This window comes from Rhodoferax sp., assembly GCF_028714215.1.
GTDB lineage: Bacteria > Pseudomonadota > Gammaproteobacteria > Burkholderiales > Burkholderiaceae_C > Rhodoferax.
The window spans coordinates 87,294-109,717 of the sequence record NZ_JAQTMS010000001.1; the positions used below are offsets into that span (position 1 = coordinate 87,294).

The following is a 22,424-nucleotide window of genomic DNA, read 5'->3' on the forward strand; positions in this document are numbered from 1 at the left end:
CGGAAGAGGGGAGCCTCATTTGGCCGCGTGCGAAACAAGACACGTACACGCGCCGACGCGCGCTGCGTGGGCCGGCCAACAAAAGGTGAATTGTCGAGGTGCCCTGACGCGCACAAGATGCAACGGTACAAACCTTTCGCCATGCACTCGCTTCGTTCGCATACGCGGCCAAATGGGGCTCCCCTTTCCGCCCCGGTGGGGGTGGAAAGGGGCGGGGGGGATAGGGGGGGTAAAGAAAACCCCTCGGAGAGGTACGAGTGGGGAAAGAGGAGCCGGCCCGCAGGGCCACAGCCCGCGCAGCGAGCGGATGGAGGAAACAATCTTTCATGCCTTCACCTGCCTTTCGCGGAACGCCCGGTTGGTGAGCCAGGTCAATGCCAGCACAAAGATAAACAGCAGCCACGACAAGGCGCTGGCGGTGCCAAAGTCGTTGAAGTCAAAGGCCGTGCGGTACATGTAGACGGCGGTGGTCATACCCGCCTGATCGGTGCCACCTTTGCCGGATGTCAGGATGAAGGGTTCTTCAAACAGTTGCATGCCGCCGATCACGCTCAGCGTCACGCCAAAGTAGATCATGGGGCGCAGGCTGGGCAGGGTAATGAACCAGAATTGCTGCCAGCGCCCGGAGCCGTCCATGGTCGCGGCTTCGTACAGGTCTTTGGGAATGGTCTGTAGCGCGGCCAGGTACAACACCAGATTGAAGCCGACATAGCGCCAGAACACGACGGTGGCGATGGCCGGTTTGAGGGTCTCGGCCTGGCCCAGCCAGTCGATCGGTTGATCGGGCAAAAACCAGTTGAACAGCGTCCATTGGCTCAGGTAGTGAATGCCCTGATTGATCATGCCGTGCTCGGTGGAGAACAAGGTGCTGAACATCATGGCGATGGCCACGGTGGAGGTGATGTAGGGCAGGAAGTACACGCCCACAACGGCGTTGCGCCCGCGCTTGAACACGCTGTGAATAAAGGTGGCCAGCGGAATCGCCACCAGGTGCTGCGGCACGCCGGCGGCCAGGGCCAGCCAGAGGGTGTTGCCCAGCGACTTCCAGAACCACTCGTCGCCCAGCGTGAAGGTGAAGTTGTCCAGACCGACAAACTTCATCGCAGACAAGCCCGCGGTGGGCTCCCACGACTGGAACGCCAGGTAGAACGAGAACAGCAAGGGAAAGATGCCGAACACCGCGAACAGCAGCAAGAACGGGGTCAAGAACACGTACGGTGCCCACTCGGGCGAGAGGCGGGGAATGCTGGGGCGCATGCTGTGGTTCCTCGTTGGCTTGGGACTGGTTTAACGGCGCACCCGCCGGTCCAGCAGGCGCTTGGCGTCCGCCAGGGCCTGGGGAATGTCTTTGCCGTGGTTGAGCACCTTGTCCAGCTCGGTGTTGACGACCTCTTCGGCGATGGCATCGAGCTTGTTCACCGAAATGGCGCTGGACTTGAGAGCCGCTTCACGCCACAGCAGACGCGCTTTTTGCCCGCCCAGAAAGGCGATCGGCTGATCATAGAAAGGGTCATCCTGGGCCGCCAGCAGCGCCGGGAACGCGTCCTTGGTCTTGAAGGCCATGATCTGGATGTCGCGGTTCTGGGTCATCAGCTGAATGAAATCCCAGGCCAGCGTTTTGTTCTTGCCGCCTCGGGGGATCACGTAAAAGCTGCCGCCCCAGTCCGCCCAGGCATTTTCGGGGAGTTGTGCGGCACGCCACAGGCCGGAGGTGTTGGGTGCGATCCAGGTGGCCAGGTGGCCAGCCAGCCAGGCCCCGGACATTTGGGTGGCAATCGTGCCGTTCTTGAAACCCTGGGTCCACTCGTTGGACCAGGCCGATACCTTGGCGTCCAACTTGTGCTGGCGCACGCGCCGGGCCAGTTCAAACGCATGCACAAAACGCGGCGAGTCCACCACCACCTGACCGGCAGCGTCAAAGTACAAGCCATCGCCGGGTTTGATGTTGGCGTGGATCACGATGTCCTTGAGGTCGCGTGCGTGCGAGATCAGATAGGCGCCGGTGCCGGCCTTGATCTTCTCGCCCGCGGCCACAAACGAATCCCAGGACTGTGTCAACTCGGCCTCGGTCACGCCCGCCTTTTTCAGCACGTCAGTGCGGTACAGCAAGGTGCCCGGGCCGACGTCCGCCGGCGCGGCCATGACCGCGCCGTTCTTGGCAATCGCCTGCTGGTAGGCAAAAGGGATGAATTTGGACCGCACCTTCTGGATGTTGTACGGCGGCTTCGAGAGATCCTCCAGCCCGCCGCCATCGATGTAGCGCCCAACGCGGGAGAACTCCAGCACCATCACGTCTGGCAGGTTGGACGAGGTCGACAGCGCGGTGTTCATCACCGTGTGGTGATCGTCGAAGTTGCGACTCACCAGTTTGATTTCGACACCAGGGTGCAGCTTGTTCCAGGTCGGCAGGGCCGCGCGAATAATCTCGTCCACCGCCGGGTAGGCTGTCACCGACAAGGTCTGGCTCTGGGCCTGCGCCCAACCGGTGGCGGCGATCAGCCACAGCGCCAGCGCCAGAATTTTGCCCACGGTACGGGGCACATTAGCAGGCATATTATTTGTCACCTCGAATTGCTTTTATTCACCGCACTGATCGTCTTTCGATCATTGTCAATTGCGTTCAATCCAAGCACCCGCAAGGGAATTGGAAAGGTTTCCACTTTACCTCAAATTGAGCCAGTTGGACCGGCTACCCGCAAACCGGGGCTGGCCAGCACCTACTTTGAGTTCAATTCCCCACGCCTTGGGGCAGCGCCATTCCCTTTTGCCGCATCGTCTCGCGCAGGCGATCCGGGTAGTCGGTGATGATGCCGTCCACCCCCCAATCGATCAGGCGCTCCATCTGGGCCGGCTGGTTGACGGTCCAGGGGATGACTTGCAGACCCAGGCCCTGGGCCTCTTTCAGCAGCGCCGCGGTCAGGTTGTTCTGGTTCGGTGCCCAGATCACGCCGGCGGCCTGGCCGGCCGAGGCGCGCACCATGCGCGGCACCGAGCCGGCGTGGTCCTTGAGCAGATGGCCGGCGCTCCAGGAGCCGTCTTTCAAGGTATTGAAGTCGGGCGCCTCTATCGTCAGGTACATGGTGCGCAGCGCCGGCTCCAACTGGTGCAGCAGCTCCAGCGTGCGCCAGTCGAAGCTCTGCACCATCACGCGCTTTGTCATGTCGGCTTCGCGGATCACCACCAGCATGGCGTTGACGAAAGCCTCCGGTGCCAGCGTGCTTTGCGGGTAGTGCGGATTGATCTTGGTCTCCATGTCGAAATGGACATCCTTGGCGCCCAGCTGATTGACCAGTTTGAACAGCGCCGCCAGCGTCGGAATGCGCTGGCCATCGCGCGCCTGCTGCTGCGGGAACTCGCTAGCGTAGCGACTGGCCGGGTTGATGCGGCCGACGTCGTAGCTCTGCACCTGGGCCAGCGTCAAGGCATGGATCAGCGGGCCGCGCTCGGTCAACCACTGGCCGCTGGCATCGCGCGTGATGGCCGGGTTCAGCGCCGAGTCATGTGAAATCACCGGAACGCCGTCGGCCGTGATGGCGATGTCCAGCTCCAGCGTCGTGCTGCCCATCCGGATGGCGTTTTCAAACGAGGCCAGTGTGTTCTCCGGCCGCAGTCCGCGCCCACCGCGATGCGACTGCAGGTCGAACGCGTGGACCGGCAGCGCCAGCCAAGTCAGGCCCAGCAGCCAGGCCCACGCGACCCAGGAAAATTGGCGGCCACGAAACAGGTCGACGCCACCAGAAAAAGTGTTGTGAGTTGTCATGCGATGCTGCCGGAAATGTGCCATGGTAAAGCAGGCGGATGAAAGAGGCGCTGTCCGGTTCAATAGCGGTACCTGGCCTGGTCCGTCAGGCCCGGCCAGTCGTCGCTGCGAAACGGTGATGCGGGCAAGCCGTCGCGATTGGCCAGATTGCTTTCCTCGGCATTGTCGACCCAGCCGTAGCGCACCGCCTGCGGGTGAGCCATGGCCGGATGCCACACGATCACCTTGCTGCCTTCGATGCACGCCTGGGCCGGCAGGAATTGCCGCCGCTCATCGGCCAGCGTGAAGCCGCGCAACACGCCGCCGTCGGCCGTCACCAGACCCCGCCCAACGTCGGTGAAGCTGAGTTCCAGCTGCGCACCGCGCCGCCGCAGCGACCGGTACAGCGGCCCGCTGGCCACCAGCTGGCGGTGGCCGTATTCGTTCTTCAAGGCGTGCAGCGCCAGCCGCATGCCGACGGCCTGCTTGTTGCGCGGGTGGATGTCGTTGGCATCGCCGATATCGGTCGCCACCACCATGCCGGTGCCCGGCAGTTGCAAGGTCTGGCGCTGCGCCTCGCGCAACTCGGCCCAGTTGCTTCCGGCCAGGCTGTTTTTTTCCAATGGCAGAAAGGACGCCAGTTGCACGAAGTAAAAAGGCAGTTGGGGCTGCTGCCACTGGCGCCGCCAGTCCTTGATCAACAGGGGAAACGTCTGGGCGTATTGGTGGGCCCGCGTCACATTGCTTTCGCCCTGGTACCACAGCACGCCTCGGACCGGGAAGTCGGTCAGCGGACTGATCATCGCATTGAACAGCAGGGTCGGCAGATCGTTGGGCGTCAGTTGCTCCTTCTGCGAAGGGCTCTCCACCCTGGCCTTCCAATCGCCGGCCAGCGCAATGCTGTCGCTCCCTGTTTGCAGGCGCATGGCAGCGGCCGCGCCATGGAATCCGCCGCCGCCACCGGTGTCGGTCACGCGCACCGCCAGCACGTTGTTGCCGGGCTTGAGCAGACCGGGCGCCAGGGCGTAATGCCGGGGCGTGTCCCAGCCGCAGCTGGCACCGACGCGCCGGCCGTTGACGTAGCTCTCGTCGCAGTCGTCAATCATGCCCAGGTGCAGGGTCGCCGCGGCTGCCGCCTGCGGCGCCGTCAACTCGATGGCGCGGCGGTACCACAGCACGCCGTCCAAGTCCTCCAGCCCCTGCTCTTCCCAATACTGGGGCGCGTGCAGGGTGGTCCAGGCACTGTCGTCCAGCTCGGGTTGCTGCCAGGGTACGGTGCTATCGTCCGCCGGCGCGACGCCGGGTTGCCAGGCGGCCACCAGGTCCTGCATTCGATTCCGGTAGCGCTCCCTGAACGCGTCGAGGTTGACCGGCAGGGGCGCCAGCGCCAATGTCGGGTGCGCCGCCAGCGCATCGGCGCTGAGCCATGTTTCGAGGTTGCTACCGCCCCAGGAAGCGTTGATGATGCCGATCGGCACACCCAGCTCCTGTTGCAGCTTGCGGGCAAAGAAATAGCCCACCGCGGAGAACTCGGCGCTGCTGGCCGGGCTGCTGACCTGCCACTGCCCCGGACCGATGTCGTCCGCCGCTTGCCAGGCCATGGTTTTGGCCACCTTGAAATGGCGAATCAGCGGCCAATTGGACTGCGCCACTTCCCGCGCCGCGTCATTCGACTGCCCCACGTTCAATTCCATGTTGGACTGGCCGCTGGCCAGCCAGACCTCGCCCACCAGCACATCCTTCACGCTGACGGTGTTGTCGCCCCGGACCGTCAGGGTATAGGGGCCGCCGGCTGCTTCCGGTTTGAGCAGCACACGCCAGCGGCCATGCGCGTCGGCGCTGCCGCGGCCGGACTGCTGGTTGAAGTCGACCTGCACCGGCTCACCGGGACGCGCCCAGCCCCACACCGCAATGGCCTGGCCGCGCTGCAACACCGCGTGATCGGAAAAGATGCGGGCCAAGCGAACCTCGGCCTGCGCCGCCGCCCCCGCTGTCAACAGCAGCGCTGCCAGCAATGAGCTGCGCAGCCATTTCTCCCTGGCAAACATGGTCATGGTTGCTGGGGCGGGTTGTATCTTTTCAGGAAGGTCTCGATCGCGCCATAAAGGCGGTAACGGGTTTCCTCCTTGGCAAAACCGTGTTCCTCTTTCTCCAGTTCCATGTACTCCACCGTCTTGCCCAGTTTTTTGAGGCCGTCGCGCATTTCCTCGCCGTGCACCGGCGGCACCCGGTAGTCTTTCTCGCCATAGGCCATGAACACCGGCGCCTTGATCTTGTCGGCCTGCTTCGATGGGGAGGTGGCAATGAACTGGTCGCGCAGCAGGTCGCCATCGCCCAGCATTTCCTTCAGGGAGTATTCGGAGACCCGGTACTTGTTCCAATCCGAAAGGTAATACGCCAGGTTGGTCAGTCCCAGCAGGTTGACGCCGCAACGGTACAGATCGGGGTCTTTCACCAGACCCATCATGGTGGCATAGCCGCCGTAGCTGGTGCCCATGATGCAGATCCGTTTCGGGTCCACCACGCCTTGCTTGACCAGGCTGTTGACGCCGTCGGTGACGTCGTCCTGCATGGCCAGGCCCCACTGACCGAACGACTTCCTGAAATGGGCGGCGCCAAAGCCGGTGGAACCGCGGAACTGCGGTTGCAGCACGGCGTAGCCCAGGCCCGCCAGAAACTGCACCTCCGGATTGAAACCCCAGTGGTCCCGGGTCCAGGGGCCGCCATGCACATTCACCACCAGCGGCAGCGCCCTGGCTTCACGACCTTGCGGCAGCGTCAGGTAGGACATGATGGGCAAGCCGTCACGCGCCACATAGTCATACACCAGTTGGGCCGACATTTTTTGGGGTGCTATCCAGGGCCGCAGCGCAAACAGGTTTTGCAGCTTCTTCTTGTCCGGGAAATAGAGCGCGTACTGGCCCGGCTGCGTCGAGGAGTAGGAATGGATCAGCATCGGCGCTTGGGCATTGCGCGGATGAATGACGTTGACCAGGCCGGGGTAAGCCTTGTCGATGCCGGCCTGCAATGTGGCCAGGCTCTTGTCGAACCAGACGGTTCGAGGTGGCTCGGTTTGCATGCGCACACCCAGCAGCTTGCGCGAATCAGGGGCAAACACCAGGTCGCCGCCGACGTCCACCGATTTGTCGGAGGCCAGCAATTCGCCCGGTCGGTTGTTGGCGAAGTCGTATTTGTAGACCCCTAAGCGGCCCTCGCTGGTGGGCGCGGAGACCAACAGGGTGGTGTCGTCGGCGTCGAAGCCCAGCACCGTGAATCTGGGGGCGAAGGACGGGTGTTCCGACAGCTTGCGCCAGTCTGGCGCGTTCTGCTCGCGGTACCAGACCACCAAATCGCTGTGCGTCGCATTGGCGGTGACCACCACGCGCAGCTGCTCCTTGCGGTCAAAAGCAAAACCCACGGCCAACCCCTTGACATCGAAGTCGATTTCCTTGCGCTTGCCGGTCAGGCTGTCGACCCGGTACGGCACCACATTGCCGTTCGGGAAGTAGCCCAAAGCCAGGATGTTGTTGGGCTGCTCCTCGGAGACGCCCACCATCTGCATGCCACGCGGCTCGGAGACCCATGCCGCATGGTCCAGGCGTCCCAGGATATGTTCCGGTGATTGCATCAGGACGGCCGATTGGCTGCCATCCCGGTTGATCGCAAAGAGGCCGGCACCGGACGAAATCTGCTCGCCTTCGCGGTCCACGATATGGAACACGATGCGCTCGTTGTTGATCCAGCGTATGCCTTGAATATCGAAGGTCTCGTAACCGGCCGCGTTGCTGGCCGTGCCGGTTTCAAGGTCCACCACGGCCAACTGCAAACGGCCGCCGATATTGGCCGTGGTGGCCAGGTATTTGCCGTTGGGCGACAGGCTGGCGGAGCCATACTTGGGATTCCTGAACAGATCCTGCAGACGGGTCTGGGCGAAGCTGGCACCGGCCAGCGCCAGCAGCAACAACGCCGGCACAACGCGGCGAAAAAAAGACAAAGTCCAGGTCATTGTGACAAGCTCCCCATTTTGTTTAAAGATGATTTTTGGTGACCATGCGTGCCTCGTGCGGCAGCTGGCGCGGGCCGACTTTATCGCACTTTCATGAGCCCGGCTTTTTTGCTCAAGCGACCGAAATTTCTTCAAAACCTAGGGAATCCCCTGATAAGAACGCGCTTTTCCGGGTGCTATATTGCGGGCAATTGGAAACGTTTCCAATTGGCCGCCCACTTAATTTAAACCTTGCTTGCTCATGCCACCGACATGGTTGAGGCAGCAATATCAAACCGAGACTCTAGGAGACATCTGAATGAAAAGTTCCGCTACCCAGCGCAGTCAGCACGGCACCCGTCGACCTGCTGCGCTACGCATCAGCCCGATCGCGGCCGCCTGCTCAACCCTGTTGTTCGCGATGGGTGCGGCCTACGCGCAGCAGAACCCGGCCAACCTGAACACCGTGACGGTGACCGGTATCCGGGCCAGTATTGAGAATTCGATTGCCACCAAGCGCAATTCCGACTCGATCGTGGAAGCGGTATCGGCCGAAGACATCGGCAAGCTGCCCGACACCAGCATTGCCGATTCGATCGCGCGGCTGCCGGGTTTGGCCGCGCAGCGCATCGATGGACGTCCGTCGGCGATCTCGATTCGCGGCTTGGGTCCGGATTACGCCGGCGCTGTGCTCAATGGCCGCCAGGTCGTCAGTTCCGGCGACGGGCGTGCTGCCGAGTACGATCAGTTTCCCTCGGAGTTGGTCAATTCGGTGATCGTTTACAAGACGCCCGACGCCGCATTGATCGGCCAGGGTCTGTCCGGCACGATTGATATTCGCCCGGTGATGCCGCTGGATTTGCGTGGCCGCCAGGTGGTTGTCAACGTGCGCGGCGAGCAGAATTCCAACGGCCAGTTGTCGCCCGATGGCAAAGGTGCCATGGGCAACCGTATCAGCGCCTCGTACATCAATCAATTTGCCGACAACACGGTCGGTCTGGCGATCGGCTTCGCCCATCTTGACACCCCCGGGCAAGAGAAGAAATACGAAGCCTGGAAATATGGCGACTACGCCGGGCAATGGGGCGCTGGCGCAACGGGCGTACCCAAGGTGGGCACCGGCAACGACCGTGCCGCCTTCATTCAGGGTTTTGAAGCCAGCGTGACGTCCAGCACACAAAAGCGCGACGGCTTGATGGCCGTGCTGGAGTTCAAGCCCAGCAAGGACGTGCACAGCGTGGTTGACTTGTATTACTCCAAGTTCGACCAGGACCGGGTCGGCCACCACTGGGTGGGGGATATCGGCCTTTGGAGTGGCGGTGCCAAGTTCTCCAACGTCGGCACCTCGGTCGTCAACGGCGACACCATCATTTCCAGCGGCACGGTGGACGGCGGACGCAGCCTGGTCTACGACAAGAACTTCCACCGCAGCGACGAAATCACGTCGATCGGCTGGAAGAACGAGTTGAAGCTGGCCAACAAGTGGACCGCCGTGACCGATGTGGGCTACTCGCGCGCCAATCGCGACGAGCGCTACATTCAATCGGTTGCCAAGGGTTTGGCGGGTGGCCCGTTCACTTTTTCCGGTCTTGACAGCTCTGGTAACCAGGCCTGGTCGACCGCGCAGAATTTGACCGATGCCGGCAATGTCAAATTGACCAACGATCCCGACTGGGCTGAATTGCGCACGCCGACCTACAACGACGAGATCAAGTCCTTGCGCCTGTCCGGCAAGCGCGACCTGGAATGGGGTGCCTTCTCCTCTTTCGAAGCCGGCTTGGCCTATAACCAGCGCGACAAGAACGTCCAGTCCGATGCCTTCAAGCTGTCGCTGGCCAGTGCCAATGTGGCGGTGCCGGCGAACGCCCTGGGCGCGCCGGTGGCCATCAACGTGGGCGGCATCAATACCAATGTGCTGGCCTGGAATGTGCCCAGCGTGATGGGCTTGTACACAGCCACCCCGAAAGACCCGTGGTCGGCCAAAGACAACAAGTACGCGGTGCACGAAAAAGTGACCACGGCGTACGCCAAGCTGGACATCGATTCCGCTCTGGGCAGCGTTCCGGTTCGAGGCAATGTGGGGGTTCAGGCGGTTCACACGCAACAGGATTCCGACGGTTACGCATGGAACGACGGCGGCGGCACGCCGGGAGCCACTGGGCCCAACGTGATACCGGTCCACGGCGGCACCAGCTACAACGATTTCCTGCCCAGTTTGAACCTGGTCTTCAACTTGCAGTCGGATCTGATTGCCCGCCTTGGCGTGGCGAAAACCATGGCCCGCCCACGCATGGACGATATGCGTGCCGGAGCGGATCAGCCGAAGCTGACGGCCATCAGCCCTGGCTCCAACATCGGAACTTGGAGCGCCGGCAACGGCGGCAAACCGGATCTGGATCCCTGGCGCGCCAAGTCCCTGGATCTGTCTCTGGAAAAATACCTGGGCAAGCGCAGCTATGTAGCGGGTGCGGCCTTCTACAAGGCGCTGGACAGCTTCATCTACCAGCAGGATACGGTGCGCGACTTTTCCATGTTCACGAACTACTCGACGACCCTGACCCCGGGCTGTTCGGCAGCGACACCGAATTGCAATCCCAACCTGGGCACCATCACCACGCAGACCAATGGTCAAGGCGGCAAGGTGTACGGTGTGGAGTTGAGCACTTCGCTGGACGCCGGCCTGTTCGTGCCTGCCCTGGACGGTTTTGGCATCATCGCCAGCGAGTCCATCACACGCAACAGCCTGCCGCTGGACAAGAACGGCAATCCGATCAACCTCGACGGATTCTCGGGCATTGTCAACAGCCTGGCCTTCTACTACGAGAAGAATGGTTTTTCCACGCGCCTGAGCCAGCGCTATCGCTCTGCCTTTACGGCAACGACACGCAGCGTGCTGCTGGGCACCGAGTCGAGTACCAATATCGATGCGGAAAAGCAGTTGGATTTCCAGGTCGGTTACGCGTTCGAGTCGGGCCGCTACAAGGGCTTGTCGATCCTGTTCCAGGTCAACAACCTGACCAACGAGCCGGCGCTGCAACAGCGCAGCGCCGAAGTCGTCGGCGATGCCGGGTCCAAGACCGGCCTGCTGCCCTGGAAATACGATAATTTCGGCCGCTCGGTGCTGCTGGGCGCTTCGTATAAGTTCTGACCCGGGCCATGGGTAGAAGGCCCTGCCGATGCAATTCGGCAGGGCCTTTTTTTAGCGCAGCGCAACAGTTTGACGCGCGCAATCCTTGGTAACCTTGTCACCGTGAACCTGTATCGCACCACTTTTTCTATTTGAAGGACGACATCATGGCCGGGAATATGCTCAGGAACATCGTCATCGTCGGTGGCGGCACCGCCGGTTGGATGACGGCCGCCGCACTGTCCAATGTTCTGGGCGATCGCTATCGCATACGCCTGGTCGAGTCGGACGAGATCGCCACCATCGGCGTCGGCGAGGCGACCATTCCACTGATCAAAGACTTCAACGTGGCGCTGGAAATCGACGAGAACGAATTCCTGCGCCAGACGCAAGGCACTTACAAACTGGGCATCGAGTTTGTCAACTGGGGCCAGATCGGTGATTCCTATATCCACGGTTTCGGCAAGATCGGTCACGACCTGGGCCTGATTCCCTGTTACCAATACTGGCTCAAGATGCACCAGGCCGGTGAAGCCTCGGATCTGGGAAACTATTCGATCAATACACTGGCGCCCAGAAAGTCGAAATACCTTCGCAGCGAGCCCGAAATGGCCGGCTCGCCCCTGGGCGACATCGCCAATGCCTTTCACATCGACGCCAGTCTCTATGCCAAGTTCTTGCGCCGCTACGCGGAGGCGCGCGGCGTGCTGCGGACCGAGGGCCGGATCGTGCAAACCGTGCTACGGGAAGCGGATGGCTTCATCGACTGCGTCGTGCTGGCCAACGGCGAGAAAATTTCCGGCGACTTTTTCATCGACTGTTCCGGCACGCGCGCCCTCTTGATCGGAGATGCACTCAAGCGCGAATACGAGGACTGGTCGCATTGGCTGCCCTGCGATCGGGCGATTGCCGTGCCCTGTGAATCGGTGGCACCGCTGCTTCCCTACACGCGCTCCACGGCCCACAGCGCGGGTTGGCAGTGGCGCATTCCGTTGCAGCACCGCATCGGCAATGGCCACGTCTATTCCAGCCGCTTCATGAGCCAGGACGAAGCCACGGCCATCCTGCTGAGCAAGCTGGACGGCAAGCAACTGGCGGAGCCGCGTTACATCCCGTTCGTGCCGGGGCGGCGCAAGCAGACCTGGCACAAGAACTGTGTCGCCGTGGGTCTGTCCAGCGGCTTTTTCGAACCCATCGAATCGACCAATATTCATTTGATCCAGTCCGCCATCGCCCGCGTCATCAGGCTGTTTCCGGCCATCGGCTTTGAACAAGCCGATATCGACGAATACAACGCGCAAACACAGTTCGAGTACGAGCGCATACGCGACTTCATCATCCTGCACTACAAGGCCACGCAGCGCGACGATTCGCCGTTCTGGAAGCACTGCCGGGCCATGGAAATACCGGCTACGCTACAGCACCGGATGGACTTGTTCAGCAGCAATGGCCGGGTCTACCGCGAAGGCAGCGAGTTGTTTGGCGAGGTGAGTTGGGTGCAGGTGATGCATGGCCAGGGTATCCGGCCCAAGGGCTATAACCCTTTGGTGGATTTGCGTCCCAGGGAAGAAATCAGAGCCTACCTTGGCAACATCGAGTCCGTCATCGGGAAGTGCGTCGACGTCATGCCCACGCATGCCGAATTCATCGCCAAAAATTGTGCAGCGACAGGGTAAACATCATTCATGGCAACCATCAAAGACGTAGCGCGCCTGGCCGGGGTTGGGGTCGGCACCGCCTCGCGTGTCGTCAGCGGCAACGGCTCGGTGGCCCTGGCCACCGCCCAGCGCGTCAGGAAGGCGATCGAGGAACTGGGGTTCAGACCGTCCCACGCGGCACGCTCGCTGCTGTCGGGCAACACGCAGATGATAGGGGTCTATATCCCGGTCTTGAAAGGCACGTTTTACACGCCGATTCTGCAGGCCATAGACACCGAATTGCGCTCCAGCGGCCACCACATGGTGGTCGCCTTCGGTTGCGGCGACGGCGACGCGCGCCAGCAGGCGATCGAAGGGCTGGAGTTCCTGATCGAACGCGGTTGCGATGGCCTGGTGGTGATCAGCAACGCCTTGCTGGCCGAAGACATCGAGTCCCTGGGTCCCAAACAGAGCCAGCTGGTGGTGCTGAACCATCACTTCGACAGCATGGCGCAGCAGTGCTTCACGGCCGACCATGTGCGCGGCGGCGTCTTGGCGGCACAGGCCTTGTTGCAATTGCGGCATCGAAAGTTTGCCGTCATCGCCGGACCGAGCAGCTCGCCCGACAACGTGCAGCGGATTTCGGGCTTCATGGCCGAGTTGGCACGGCACCAGATCGATGACAGCCAGGTCAAGATGCTGCAGAGCGATTTCTCGCCCGAGGGCGGCTGGGCCTCGGCCCGCGCCCTGATCGCCAGCGGGCACCAGTTCACGGCGCTGTTCTGCGCCAACGACGAAATGGCCGTGGGCGCCTTGTCGTATTTTCAGCAGGCCGGCCTTTCGGTGCCGGACCGCATCTCGGTACTGGGTTATGACGATACGCCCAGCGCCGAATTTTCAGCACCGCGTCTTACCTCCGTCCATATCCCGTGGCGTGATATCACCTTGAATGGCCTGCACTGGCTGCTCAACCGGTGCTATGACGCAAGCTATTCCGTGGTACGCGAGTTTCCTGTCAGCGTGACCTGGCGCGCCTCGGTGGCGATCGCCATCGGCGGCGCCAAGGATCGCGCGTTGGGTGATACAAAAAAACATGCAAAACACAAATAATATTGACCTTTCTTCTCTGCAACGGCGCGATTTCGCCAGCGACTTTCGCTGGGGCTGCTCCACTTCCTCTTATCAGATCGAGGGCGCGGTCGATCAGGATGAGCGCGGCGAGTCGATCTGGGACCGCTTCTGTGCCACGCCGGGGCACATCCGGGATGGCTCCAGCGGCGCCATGGCCTGCGATCACTACCGGCGCTGGCCGCAGGACCTGGATCTGGCGCGCAACCTGGGAACCAACGCCTACCGCTTCTCCATCGCCTGGCCCCGCATCTTCGCCAACGGTCGCGGCCGCGCCGCCAACCAGAAGGGACTGGACTTCTACTCGCGTCTGGTCGACGGCATGCTGGAGCGTGGTCTGGAGCCCTGGGTCACGCTGTACCACTGGGATCTGCCGCAAGCCCTGCAAGACCAGGGCGGCTGGGCCAACCGCGACACGGTGGATGCCTTCGTCGACTACACGGATGTGGTGAGTCGGCACCTGGGCGACCGCATCAAGCACTGGATCACGCACAACGAGCCCTGGTGCACCGCCTTCCACGGCCACTACGAAGGCGTGCACGCGCCGGGTCTGAAAGATTTCAAGACCGCGCTGCAGGTGTGCCACAACGTGCTGGTCTCGCACGGCCTGGCGATTCCGGTGATCCGGCGCAACGTGCCGGCTGCGCGTGTTGGCGCGGCGCTCAGCCTGCATCCGCTCAAACCCGCCTCCGACAGCGCACAGGACGCGGCCGCCACGCTGCGCCACGACGGCTTGCGCAACCGCTGGTTTCTCGATCCCCTGCACGGCCGCGGCTATCCGGCCGACATCTGGCAACGGGTCGGCGACAACGCGCCGCAGGTGCAGCCGGGCGACCTGGAGGTGATCGCCACGGCCACCGATTTCCTGGGCGTCAACTACTACTTTCCCGAGATCGTGGCCGATGCGCCGGGCCAGGGCGTGCTGGCGACGCGCGTGGTGGAAGCCGAAAACGTGGAGCGCACGGCCTTTGGCTGGGAGGTCTCGCCCGAGGGCATGGTGACGCTGCTGAGCCGCGTGGCGCGGGACTACCAGCCGGCGGAAATCTACCTGACCGAGAACGGCTCGACTTATGACGACGTGGTCGGCGCCGACGGGCAGATCGAGGACCACCAGCGGCGCCGCTATCTGATGCGGCACCTGGCCGCGCTGAAGGAAATTGTGGCGCTGGGAATTCCGGTCAAGGGTTACTTTGCCTGGAGTCTGCTGGACAACTTCGAGTGGGCCGAAGGCTATATCCGCCGCTTTGGCCTGACCCATGTCGACTTCGCGACGCAGCAGCGCCGCCTGAAGGCCAGCGGCCAGTGGTACCGCGATTTCCTGCGAGGAGAAACAGCATGATGACCCTGAAACAACTGCTGGCGGCGCCGCTGCTGGCAGCGCTGGCGGCGGCCACGGCGCAGGCTGCCGGCACTAAGGCGGAAGTGATCCACTGGTGGACTTCCGGCGGCGAATCGGCGGCGGTGAAGGTATTTTCCGACGCCTACACTGCCACCGGCGGGGTCTGGGTGGATACCGCCGTGGCGCTGGGCGAGCAGGCGCGCTCGGTGGCCATCAACCGCATCGTCGGCGGCAACCCGCCCACCATGGCGCAGTTCAATACTTCCAAGCAGTTTCTGGACGTGGTCGAGCAAGGCATGCTCAACAACGTCGATGAAGTGGCGATCCGCGACGGCTGGGACAAGTTCCTGCCCGAGACCGTGCTGAACGTGGTCAAGGTCAAGGGCCACTACTACGCCGCGCCGGTGGACATCCACATGCCGACCTGGTTCTGGTACTCCAAGGCGGCCTTCAAAAAAGCCGGCATCGCGGCCGAGCCCAAGAGCATGGACGAGCTGTTCGCGGCGCTGGACAAGCTCAAGGCGGCCGGCCTGATCGCGCTGGCGCACGGCGGCCAGCCGTGGCAGGAGAACACCGTTTTCACCGCCGTGCTGGCGAATCTGGGCGGCACCGATTTGTACCTGAAGGTGATGCGCGACCGCGATCCCAAAGTGATTCTGGGCGAAGACTTCAAGAAGGTGCTGCTGGCCTACAAGCGCCTGCAATCCTATGTCGACAAGGGCTCTCCGGGGCGCAACTGGAATGACGCCACGGCGCTGCTGATCACCGGCAAGGCCGGCGTGCAGATCATGGGCGACTGGGCCAAGGGCGAGTTCACGCTGGCGCACCAGGTGCCGGGCAAGGACTACGGCTGCATTGCCGGCTTCGGACCCAAGTCGCCCTACATCATCCAGGGCGATGTATTCGTCTTTCCGAAAACCAGCAATGCCGAGCAGATCAAGGCGCAAAAAGTGCTGGCCGGTCTGATGCTCTCGCCCGCCACGCAGGTGGCGTTCAGCAACAAGAAGGGCTCCATCCCGGTGCGCACCGACGTCGACTCCTCCAAGATGGACATCTGCGCCCAGCAGGGCTTGGCCATCATGAAGGACAAGTCGCGCCATCTGGGCAACGGCGAGGTCTATCTGAACCCCGATCAGAACGGCTCGCTGGCGGACATCCTGACCGCTTACTGGAACAAGAGCATTGCGGTGGAGAAAGTCCAGAAGGACATCGCCGCCGCGTTGAAGAAGTAAGGACGCGTCCAGGCACCGCCCATGAAAATCAAGCCCAAACAATTGCTGCGTCAGTTGACCACCTGGACCGCCTTGTTGCCGCTGGCGACGACAGTGCTGGTGGCTTATCTGGGCACGGTGCTGTGGTCGCTCAAGGTGTCGATGAGCAACTCGCGCACCTTTCCCTCGGACGAGTTCGTCGGCCTGGCGCAATACCAGCGCCTGTTCGACAACGAGCGCTGGCTGTTGTCGCTGCAAAACCTGGCGCTGTACGGCGCGCTGTTCATCCTGGCGTGCATGCTGATCGGCTTTTTGCTGGCGGTCTTCATCGACCAGAAGGTGATGGCCGAGGGCGCCCTGCGCACGATTTTTCTGTACCCCTACGCCATGTCGTTTGTCGCCACTGGTCTGGTCTGGCAGTGGCTGCTCAATCCCGGCATGGGCATCCAGCAGGCGGTGCGGCAAATGGGCTATGAAGACTTCACCTTCGACTGGATCATCGACCAGGACAAGGTCATGTACACCATCGTCATCGCCACCGTCTGGCAGGCCTCGGGCCTGGTGATGGCGATGCTGCTGGCGGGGCTGCGCGGCATCGACGACGAGATCTGGAAAGCCGCGCGCATCGACGGCATCCCGACTTGGCGTGTTTACGTTTCCATCATCCTGCCGATGCTGGGGCCTTCCGTGGCCACCGTGTTCGTGTTGCTCTCCACCGCCGTGATCAAGTTGTTCGACGCCGTGGCGGCCATGACGCAGGGCGGCCCCGGCACCGCCAGCGAGGTACCGGCCAAGTTCATCATGGACTACCTGTTCGGTCGCGCCAATATCGCCTTGGCGTCCGCCGGTTCCATCGTGATGCTGCTGACAGTGCTGATTCTGCTGGCGCCGTTGCTGTATGCGCGCAGCCGCGCCAAGCGTGCCGGAGGCGCGAAATGACGGCAACCATCCAACGCGCACGCCGCCCCTTCGCCTTCGGCCCGGCGCGCATCGGGGTCTATGCCTTCCTGCTGACCGCGGCGACCTTTTTCCTGATGCCTTTGTACATCATGCTGGTGACCTCGTTCAAGAGCATGGACGAGATCCGCCTCGGTAATATTTTTGCCTTCCCGGTGGCCATCACGGTGGAACCCTGGGTGGCGGCCTGGACCACGGCCTGCACCGGCGTTTCCTGCGAGGGCATTCGCGGCGGCTTCTGGAACTCCATCTTCATCGTGATTCCGAGCACCCTCCTGCCGATCCTGCTGGGCGCGCTGAACGGCTACGCGCTGTCGTTCTGGAAGCCGCGCGGCGCCAATGTGCTGTTCGGCATTCTGATGCTGGGTGCCTTCATTCCGGTGCAGGTGATGATGTTCCCGCTGGTGCGCGTGCTGGCGACGCTGGGCCTGTTCAGTTCGCTGCCGGGCATCGTGCTGATCCACATCATCTTCAGCATGCCGGTGATGACGCTGCTGTTTCGCAATTACTACCAGTCCATTCCGCAGGAGCTGTTCAAGGCCGCGCGCATCGACGGCGGCGGCTTCATCCGCATCTTTGTGCAGTTGATGCTGCCGATGTCGACGCCCATCATCATCGTCGCCGCCATCATGCAGGTGACCGGGGTCTGGAACGATTACATCCTGGGTCTGGTATTCGCCGGCCGCGACAACCTGCCGATGACGGTGCAGCTCAACAACGTCATCAACACCACCACCGGTACCCGGCTCTACAACGTCAACATGGCGGCCACGATTCTCACCTCGCTGGTGCCGCTCACCATTTATTTTGTTTCCGGACGCTGGTTCGTGCGGGGTATCGCCGCCGGCGCGGTTAAGGGGTAAGGCCATGGCCAGTGTCAGCGTCAGTAATCTTTGCATCCGCTTCGGCGACAACGAAGTCATCAAGGGCCTCGACCTGGATGTGCTGGAGGGCGAGTTCCTGGTCTTGCTGGGGCCGTCGGGCTGCGGCAAATCGACCTTGCTGCACAGCATTGCCGGCCTGATCGATGTGGCCGACGGCAGCGTCTTCATCGGCGGCCAGGACATGACCTGGGCCGATCCAACCGATCGCAACATCGGCATGGTGTTCCAGTCCTACGCGCTGTACCCGACCATGAGCGTGGAGCGCAACATGTCGTTCGGTCTGCGCGTCAAGGGCACGCCCAAGGCCGAGATCGCGCGCCGCGTCAAGCGCGCCGCCGAAATGCTGCACCTGGAGCCGCTGCTGGAGCGCAAGCCCGCGCAGTTGTCCGGTGGCCAGCGCCAGCGCGTGGCGATCGGGCGGGCGCTGGTGCGCGAAGCGGGCGTGTTCCTGTTCGACGAGCCGCTCTCCAATCTGGACGCCAAGCTGCGCGCCGAACTGCGGCGCGAGCTCAAGCTGCTGCACAAGAATCTGCATTCGACCATGATCTACGTGACGCACGATCAGATCGAGGCCATGACGCTGGCCAGCCGCATCGTGGTCATGCGCAGCGGCAAGATCCAGCAGATCGGCGCCCCGGCCGATGTCTATGAGAAGCCGGAGAATCTGTTTGTCGCCGGCTTCCTGGGGGCACCCGGGATGAACCTGCTGCCCGGCAAACTGGCGGTGACGGCGGACGGCGTCCGGCTGGAGAGCGGCAGCCTGGCGCTGGACCTGGCGCCCTATCCGTTCCGCGAGCAGCCGCTGGACGCGCAGGATGTGCTGCTGGGCATCCGTCCCGAGGACCTGGCGCTGTCTGGCAGCGGCGAGTTCCAAGGCACCGTCTCGCTGATCGAGCCGATGGGCAACCATCATGTGGTGTGGCTCGATTTTGGCGGCCACCTGTTGTCCTCGGTGGTCACCGGCGCCCTCCCCTTTGCGGTCGATGAAAGCGTTCGCTTCAGCATCGCCACGGCCAAGGTCTCCCTGTTCGACAAGACCTCGGAGCAACGACTGTGAATTCCGAAAAACAATCTATGACTGAAATGAGCCTGAAGAATACGTTGCGCAAGAGGTTTTCAACCCTGCGGAAAATGCCGTTGAACAAGGTGTCGGCGCCGGTGCTGGTGCTGGTCTTTTTGCTGGGTTGCGGCGGGGCCGGACAGACCCAGTCGACCGCCATCAACCCGAATCCGGACGGCGCGGCGGTCAAAGCCTGGGTCACCCACACCGATCAGTCCAAGCTGCTGGCCCCGCTGGAGGGCCTCCGGTTTGGGGCCAACTCGCCCTTGCCGCTCAACATCGAGGTCGATCCGGGCCAGCGCTACCAGGAAATGGTGGGCTTTGGCGCCAATATTACCGATGCCTCGGCCTGGCTGATCCAGAACAAGCTGAGCGCTTCGCAACGTGATGCACTGTTGCAGGATTTGTTCGGCCAGACGAGCGGCGCCGGTTTCAGTTTCACCCGCCTGACGATAGGCGCCTCCGACTTTTCGCGCCGCCATTACTCGCTGGACGATGTGCCGGCCGGTCAGACCGATTACCCCTTGGCCAAATTCTCCATAGACCCGCTGCGCGCCGATGTGCTGCCGGTGGTCAAGAGCGCGCTGGCCCTCAATCCCAAGCTGCGCGTGATGGCCTCGCCCTGGAGCGCGCCGGCCTGGATGAAAACCAATGACAGTCTGGTGCAGGGCGCGCTGCGACCCGAGGCCTATGACGCGTTTGCCCGCTATCTGTCCAAGTTTGCCGATGCCATGGCGATGGAGGGCGTTCCCCTGTACGCGCTGACGGTGCAGAACGAGCCGCACTTCGAACCGAAGGACTATCCCGGCATGCGGGTCGACTCGATGGGCCGCGCCAGGTTCATCGGCGAGCACCTGGGACCCCTGTTCGCCCAGCGGACCCAGCCGGTGCGCCTCCTGGAGTGGGACCACAACTGGGACGACCCGGCAGCGCCGCTGCAGGTGCTGGCCGATGCCAAAGCCCGCCCCTATATCGCCGGTGTCGCCTGGCACTGTTACGCGGGCGATGTGGCGGCGCAATCCCAGGTGCACGACGCCTACCCGGACAAGGAAACCTATTTCACCGAGTGTTCCGGCGGCGACTGGAAACCCAATTGGCGCGAGACCCTGCCCTGGTACATGCACAACCTGATCATCGGAACCACGCGCGGCTGGGCCAAGGGCGTGCTGCTGTGGAACATCGCCCTGGATGAAAACCACGGACCCCATCTGGGCGGCTGCACCGATTGCCGCGGCGTCGTCACCATCGATTCGAAGAGCGGTGAAATCACGCGCAACTTCGACTATTACGCACTGGCCCATGCCAGCCGCTTTGTGCGGCCAGGCGCCCATCGCATCGAATCGAGCAACGGCCTGGACGGTCTGGAGAGCGTGGCGTTCCAGAACGCCGATGACAACTCGATTGCCTTGATCGTCCTCAATGGTGCCGCCGATTCGCGCCGCTTCTCGGTCAGTTTCGGCAACCGGACTTTCGAGCACACGATGCCCGGTGCCAGCGTCGCCACCTTCGTCTGGAACCCTCCGCGCTGAACGCCGGCGCAGCGCATCGTACTCACACCACAGCTACCCAATGTCGCCGACTCTTTGTCCTCATTCTTCGGCTCAAGCCGGTGCCGCCCCAGGCCAAGCACCGATTGATTTGGGCCTGCCCGTGCTTGAAGATCAACCTCAATCGAGCGGCAGCACGGTGTCGCTCGATTCAACCTCGCTCCGCTAGCCCCGGAGTCCAACCCAGGATAAAACATGTTGAAACTCTCCAAATTGGTCACTGCGGTGGCATGTGTGGCGGCAAGCGCGGCGGCAAGCGCCGGCCAGGTCGAGGTGCTGCATTACTGGACCTCCGGCGGCGAGGCCAAATCGGTCGCCGAACTGAAAAAAATCCTGGAAGCCAAGGGCCACGTCTGGAAAGACTTTGCCGTGGCCGGCGGCGGTGGCGACAATGCCGCCACCGTGCTGAAGAGCCGCGTCGTCTCCGGCAACCCGCCGGCGGCAGCCCAGATCAAGGGCCCGGCCATCCATGAGTGGGCGGCCGAAGGCGTGCTGGCCAATCTGGACAGCGTCGGCAAGGCCGAGAAGTGGGACAGCCTGCTGCCCAAGGTGGTGGCCGATGTCATGAAATACAAAGGCGCTTACGTGGCGGTGCCGGTCAACGTGCACCGCGTGAACTGGCTTTGGGGCAGTGCCGCGGTGTTGAAGAAAGCCGGCGTCGCCGGCATGCCCAAGAGCTGGGACGAGTTTTTCGCGGCGGCCGACAAGGTCAAGAAGGCCGGGCTCATCCCGGTCGCCCACAGCGGCCAGAACATCTGGGACTTCACCACCTTCGAGTCGGTGGTGCTGGGTGTCGGTGGCGCCAAGTTCTACGAGGATGCGCTGGTCAAGCTGGACCCCAAGGCCTTGACCGGCGACAGCATGAGGAAGTCACTGGAGACCTTCCGCCGCATCAAGTCCTACATTGATCCGGCCGCCCCGGGTCGCGACTGGAATCTGTCGACTGCCATGGTGATTCAGGACAAGGCCGCGTTTCAATTCATGGGCGACTGGGCCAAGGGCGAATTCGTCGCTGCCGGCAAGACCCCGGGCAAGGACTTCCTGTGCGCGCCGGCGCCCGGCAGCGCCAACGCCTATACCTTCAACGTCGATTCGTTCGCCATGTTCAAACTGAAAGACGCGAGCGCCCAGAAAGCGCAGAACGATCTGGCGGCGGCCATCATGGGCGTTGAGTTTCAGCAGGTGTTCAACCTGAACAAGGGCTCCATCCCGGTGCGCCTGAACATGGCGATGGACAAGTTCGACGACTGCGCCAAGCTCTCCAGCAAGGACTTCGTGGCGACCGCCAAAACCGGTGGCCTGGTGCCCTCCGTGGCACATGGCATGGCGATCAAACCGGCCGCCGAAGGCGCCATCAAGGATGCGGTCAGCCAGTTCTGGAACGACGACAAGATCTCGGTGGCCGATGGCATGAAGAACATCGCCAAGGCTGCAGCAACCAAGTAAGTCGGAGGTTCACAAGAGCCAGTTGCAGGCGCTTTTGCAGGCATCTTTTGCAGGCGCCCGCATCAGGGTTGGGGTACGTGCCGCCGCTCATGTCCCCCGCCCTGCGGGCTCCTCCTTGACTTCGCTATGGCACGCACCCCAACCCTGATGCTTGAGATGTTGGCTTGCTTGCCAGAAGCCCAAAACCTCGCGGAACCTGATGGGGCGGGTGTTTCGCGAAGTGAGGTCAAGGAGGAGACCGGAAGCCGCAGGCTTTCGGTCGGGGGACACGAACGCAGCGGAATACCCACCCCGTCAGGTTCTAAAGCAGTGCACGCATACCAACAAGGAACAAGGGTTCCCAGGTTTTAAAGCAGAGGCGAAG

At 62.5% G+C, this 22,424-nt stretch carries 15 protein-coding genes; 10 read left to right on the plus strand and 5 right to left on the minus strand.

The window, feature by feature from the left end; genetic code table 11:
* Positions 1–324 precede the first annotated feature (324 nt).
* From PHS32_RS00385 to PHS32_RS00405, 5 genes are all read right to left on the minus strand, one after another.
* Positions 325–1,257 carry a sugar ABC transporter permease gene (locus PHS32_RS00385; RefSeq protein WP_301076765.1) on the minus strand — a complete coding sequence of 311 codons (933 nt, stop codon included), beginning with the start codon at positions 1,255–1,257 and terminating at the stop codon, positions 325–327.
* A 30-nt stretch (positions 1,258–1,287) separates the two neighbouring features.
* Positions 1,288–2,553, minus strand: a complete 1,266-nt coding sequence (locus PHS32_RS00390) for an extracellular solute-binding protein (RefSeq protein WP_301076766.1) — start codon at positions 2,551–2,553, stop codon at positions 1,288–1,290.
* A 175-nt stretch (positions 2,554–2,728) separates the two neighbouring features.
* Positions 2,729–3,760: a glycerophosphodiester phosphodiesterase gene (locus PHS32_RS00395; RefSeq protein WP_301076767.1), complete on the minus strand. Its 1,032-nt coding sequence runs from the start codon at positions 3,758–3,760 to the stop codon at positions 2,729–2,731.
* Positions 3,761–3,819: 59 nt separating this feature from the next.
* The gene (locus tag PHS32_RS00400; protein ID WP_301076768.1) at positions 3,820–5,793 is read right to left on the minus strand and encodes a sialate O-acetylesterase; all 1,974 of its coding nucleotides are present in this window, start codon (positions 5,791–5,793) and stop codon (positions 3,820–3,822) included.
* Positions 5,790–7,745 (minus strand): prolyl oligopeptidase family serine peptidase, encoded by a 1,956-nt coding sequence (locus PHS32_RS00405; protein ID WP_301076769.1) that lies wholly within the window; start codon positions 7,743–7,745, stop codon positions 5,790–5,792. The genes PHS32_RS00400 and PHS32_RS00405 overlap by 4 nt, the downstream gene beginning before the upstream one ends.
* Positions 7,746–8,043: 298 nt before the next feature.
* Between PHS32_RS00405 and PHS32_RS00410 the strand changes: the two genes are divergently transcribed.
* The 10 genes from PHS32_RS00410 to PHS32_RS00455 all read left to right on the plus strand — a co-directional run bounded on the left by PHS32_RS00410 (position 8,044) and on the right by PHS32_RS00455 (position 22,060).
* Entirely contained in the window at positions 8,044–10,872 is a 2,829-nt protein-coding gene (locus tag PHS32_RS00410) for a TonB-dependent receptor (protein ID WP_301076770.1), read from the plus strand.
* A gap of 146 nt (positions 10,873–11,018) precedes the next feature.
* Positions 11,019–12,527 (plus strand): tryptophan halogenase family protein, encoded by a 1,509-nt coding sequence (locus PHS32_RS00415; RefSeq protein ID WP_301076771.1) that lies wholly within the window; start codon positions 11,019–11,021, stop codon positions 12,525–12,527.
* Positions 12,528–12,536: 9 nt separating this feature from the next.
* Positions 12,537–13,598, plus strand: coding sequence for a LacI family DNA-binding transcriptional regulator (locus PHS32_RS00420; protein WP_301076772.1), 1,062 nt, complete (start codon positions 12,537–12,539; stop codon positions 13,596–13,598).
* Positions 13,582–14,955 (plus strand): GH1 family beta-glucosidase, encoded by a 1,374-nt coding sequence (locus PHS32_RS00425; RefSeq protein WP_301076773.1) that lies wholly within the window; start codon positions 13,582–13,584, stop codon positions 14,953–14,955. Before PHS32_RS00420 ends, PHS32_RS00425 begins: the two co-directional genes overlap by 17 nt.
* Entirely contained in the window at positions 14,955–16,187 is a 1,233-nt protein-coding gene (locus PHS32_RS00430; RefSeq protein ID WP_301076887.1) for an ABC transporter substrate-binding protein, read from the plus strand. The genes PHS32_RS00425 and PHS32_RS00430 overlap by 1 nt, the downstream gene beginning before the upstream one ends.
* 21 nt (positions 16,188–16,208) lie before the next feature.
* Entirely contained in the window at positions 16,209–17,105 is an 897-nt protein-coding gene (locus PHS32_RS00435) for a sugar ABC transporter permease (protein WP_301076774.1), read from the plus strand.
* Complete coding sequence (locus PHS32_RS00440; protein ID WP_301076775.1) at positions 17,102–17,986, plus strand: carbohydrate ABC transporter permease; 885 nt, start codon at positions 17,102–17,104, stop codon at positions 17,984–17,986. Before PHS32_RS00435 ends, PHS32_RS00440 begins: the two co-directional genes overlap by 4 nt.
* A 4-nt stretch (positions 17,987–17,990) precedes the next feature.
* A complete protein-coding gene (locus PHS32_RS00445; protein ID WP_301076776.1) occupies positions 17,991–19,064 on the plus strand; it encodes an ABC transporter ATP-binding protein in 1,074 nt (357 codons plus the stop codon).
* 17 nt (positions 19,065–19,081) lie between these two features.
* Positions 19,082–20,596, plus strand: a complete 1,515-nt coding sequence (locus PHS32_RS00450) for a glycoside hydrolase family 30 beta sandwich domain-containing protein (RefSeq protein WP_301076777.1) — start codon at positions 19,082–19,084, stop codon at positions 20,594–20,596.
* Between the two features lie 213 nt (positions 20,597–20,809).
* Positions 20,810–22,060, plus strand: a complete 1,251-nt coding sequence (locus PHS32_RS00455) for an ABC transporter substrate-binding protein (protein WP_301076778.1) — start codon at positions 20,810–20,812, stop codon at positions 22,058–22,060.
* Positions 22,061–22,424: the final 364 nt, after the last annotated feature.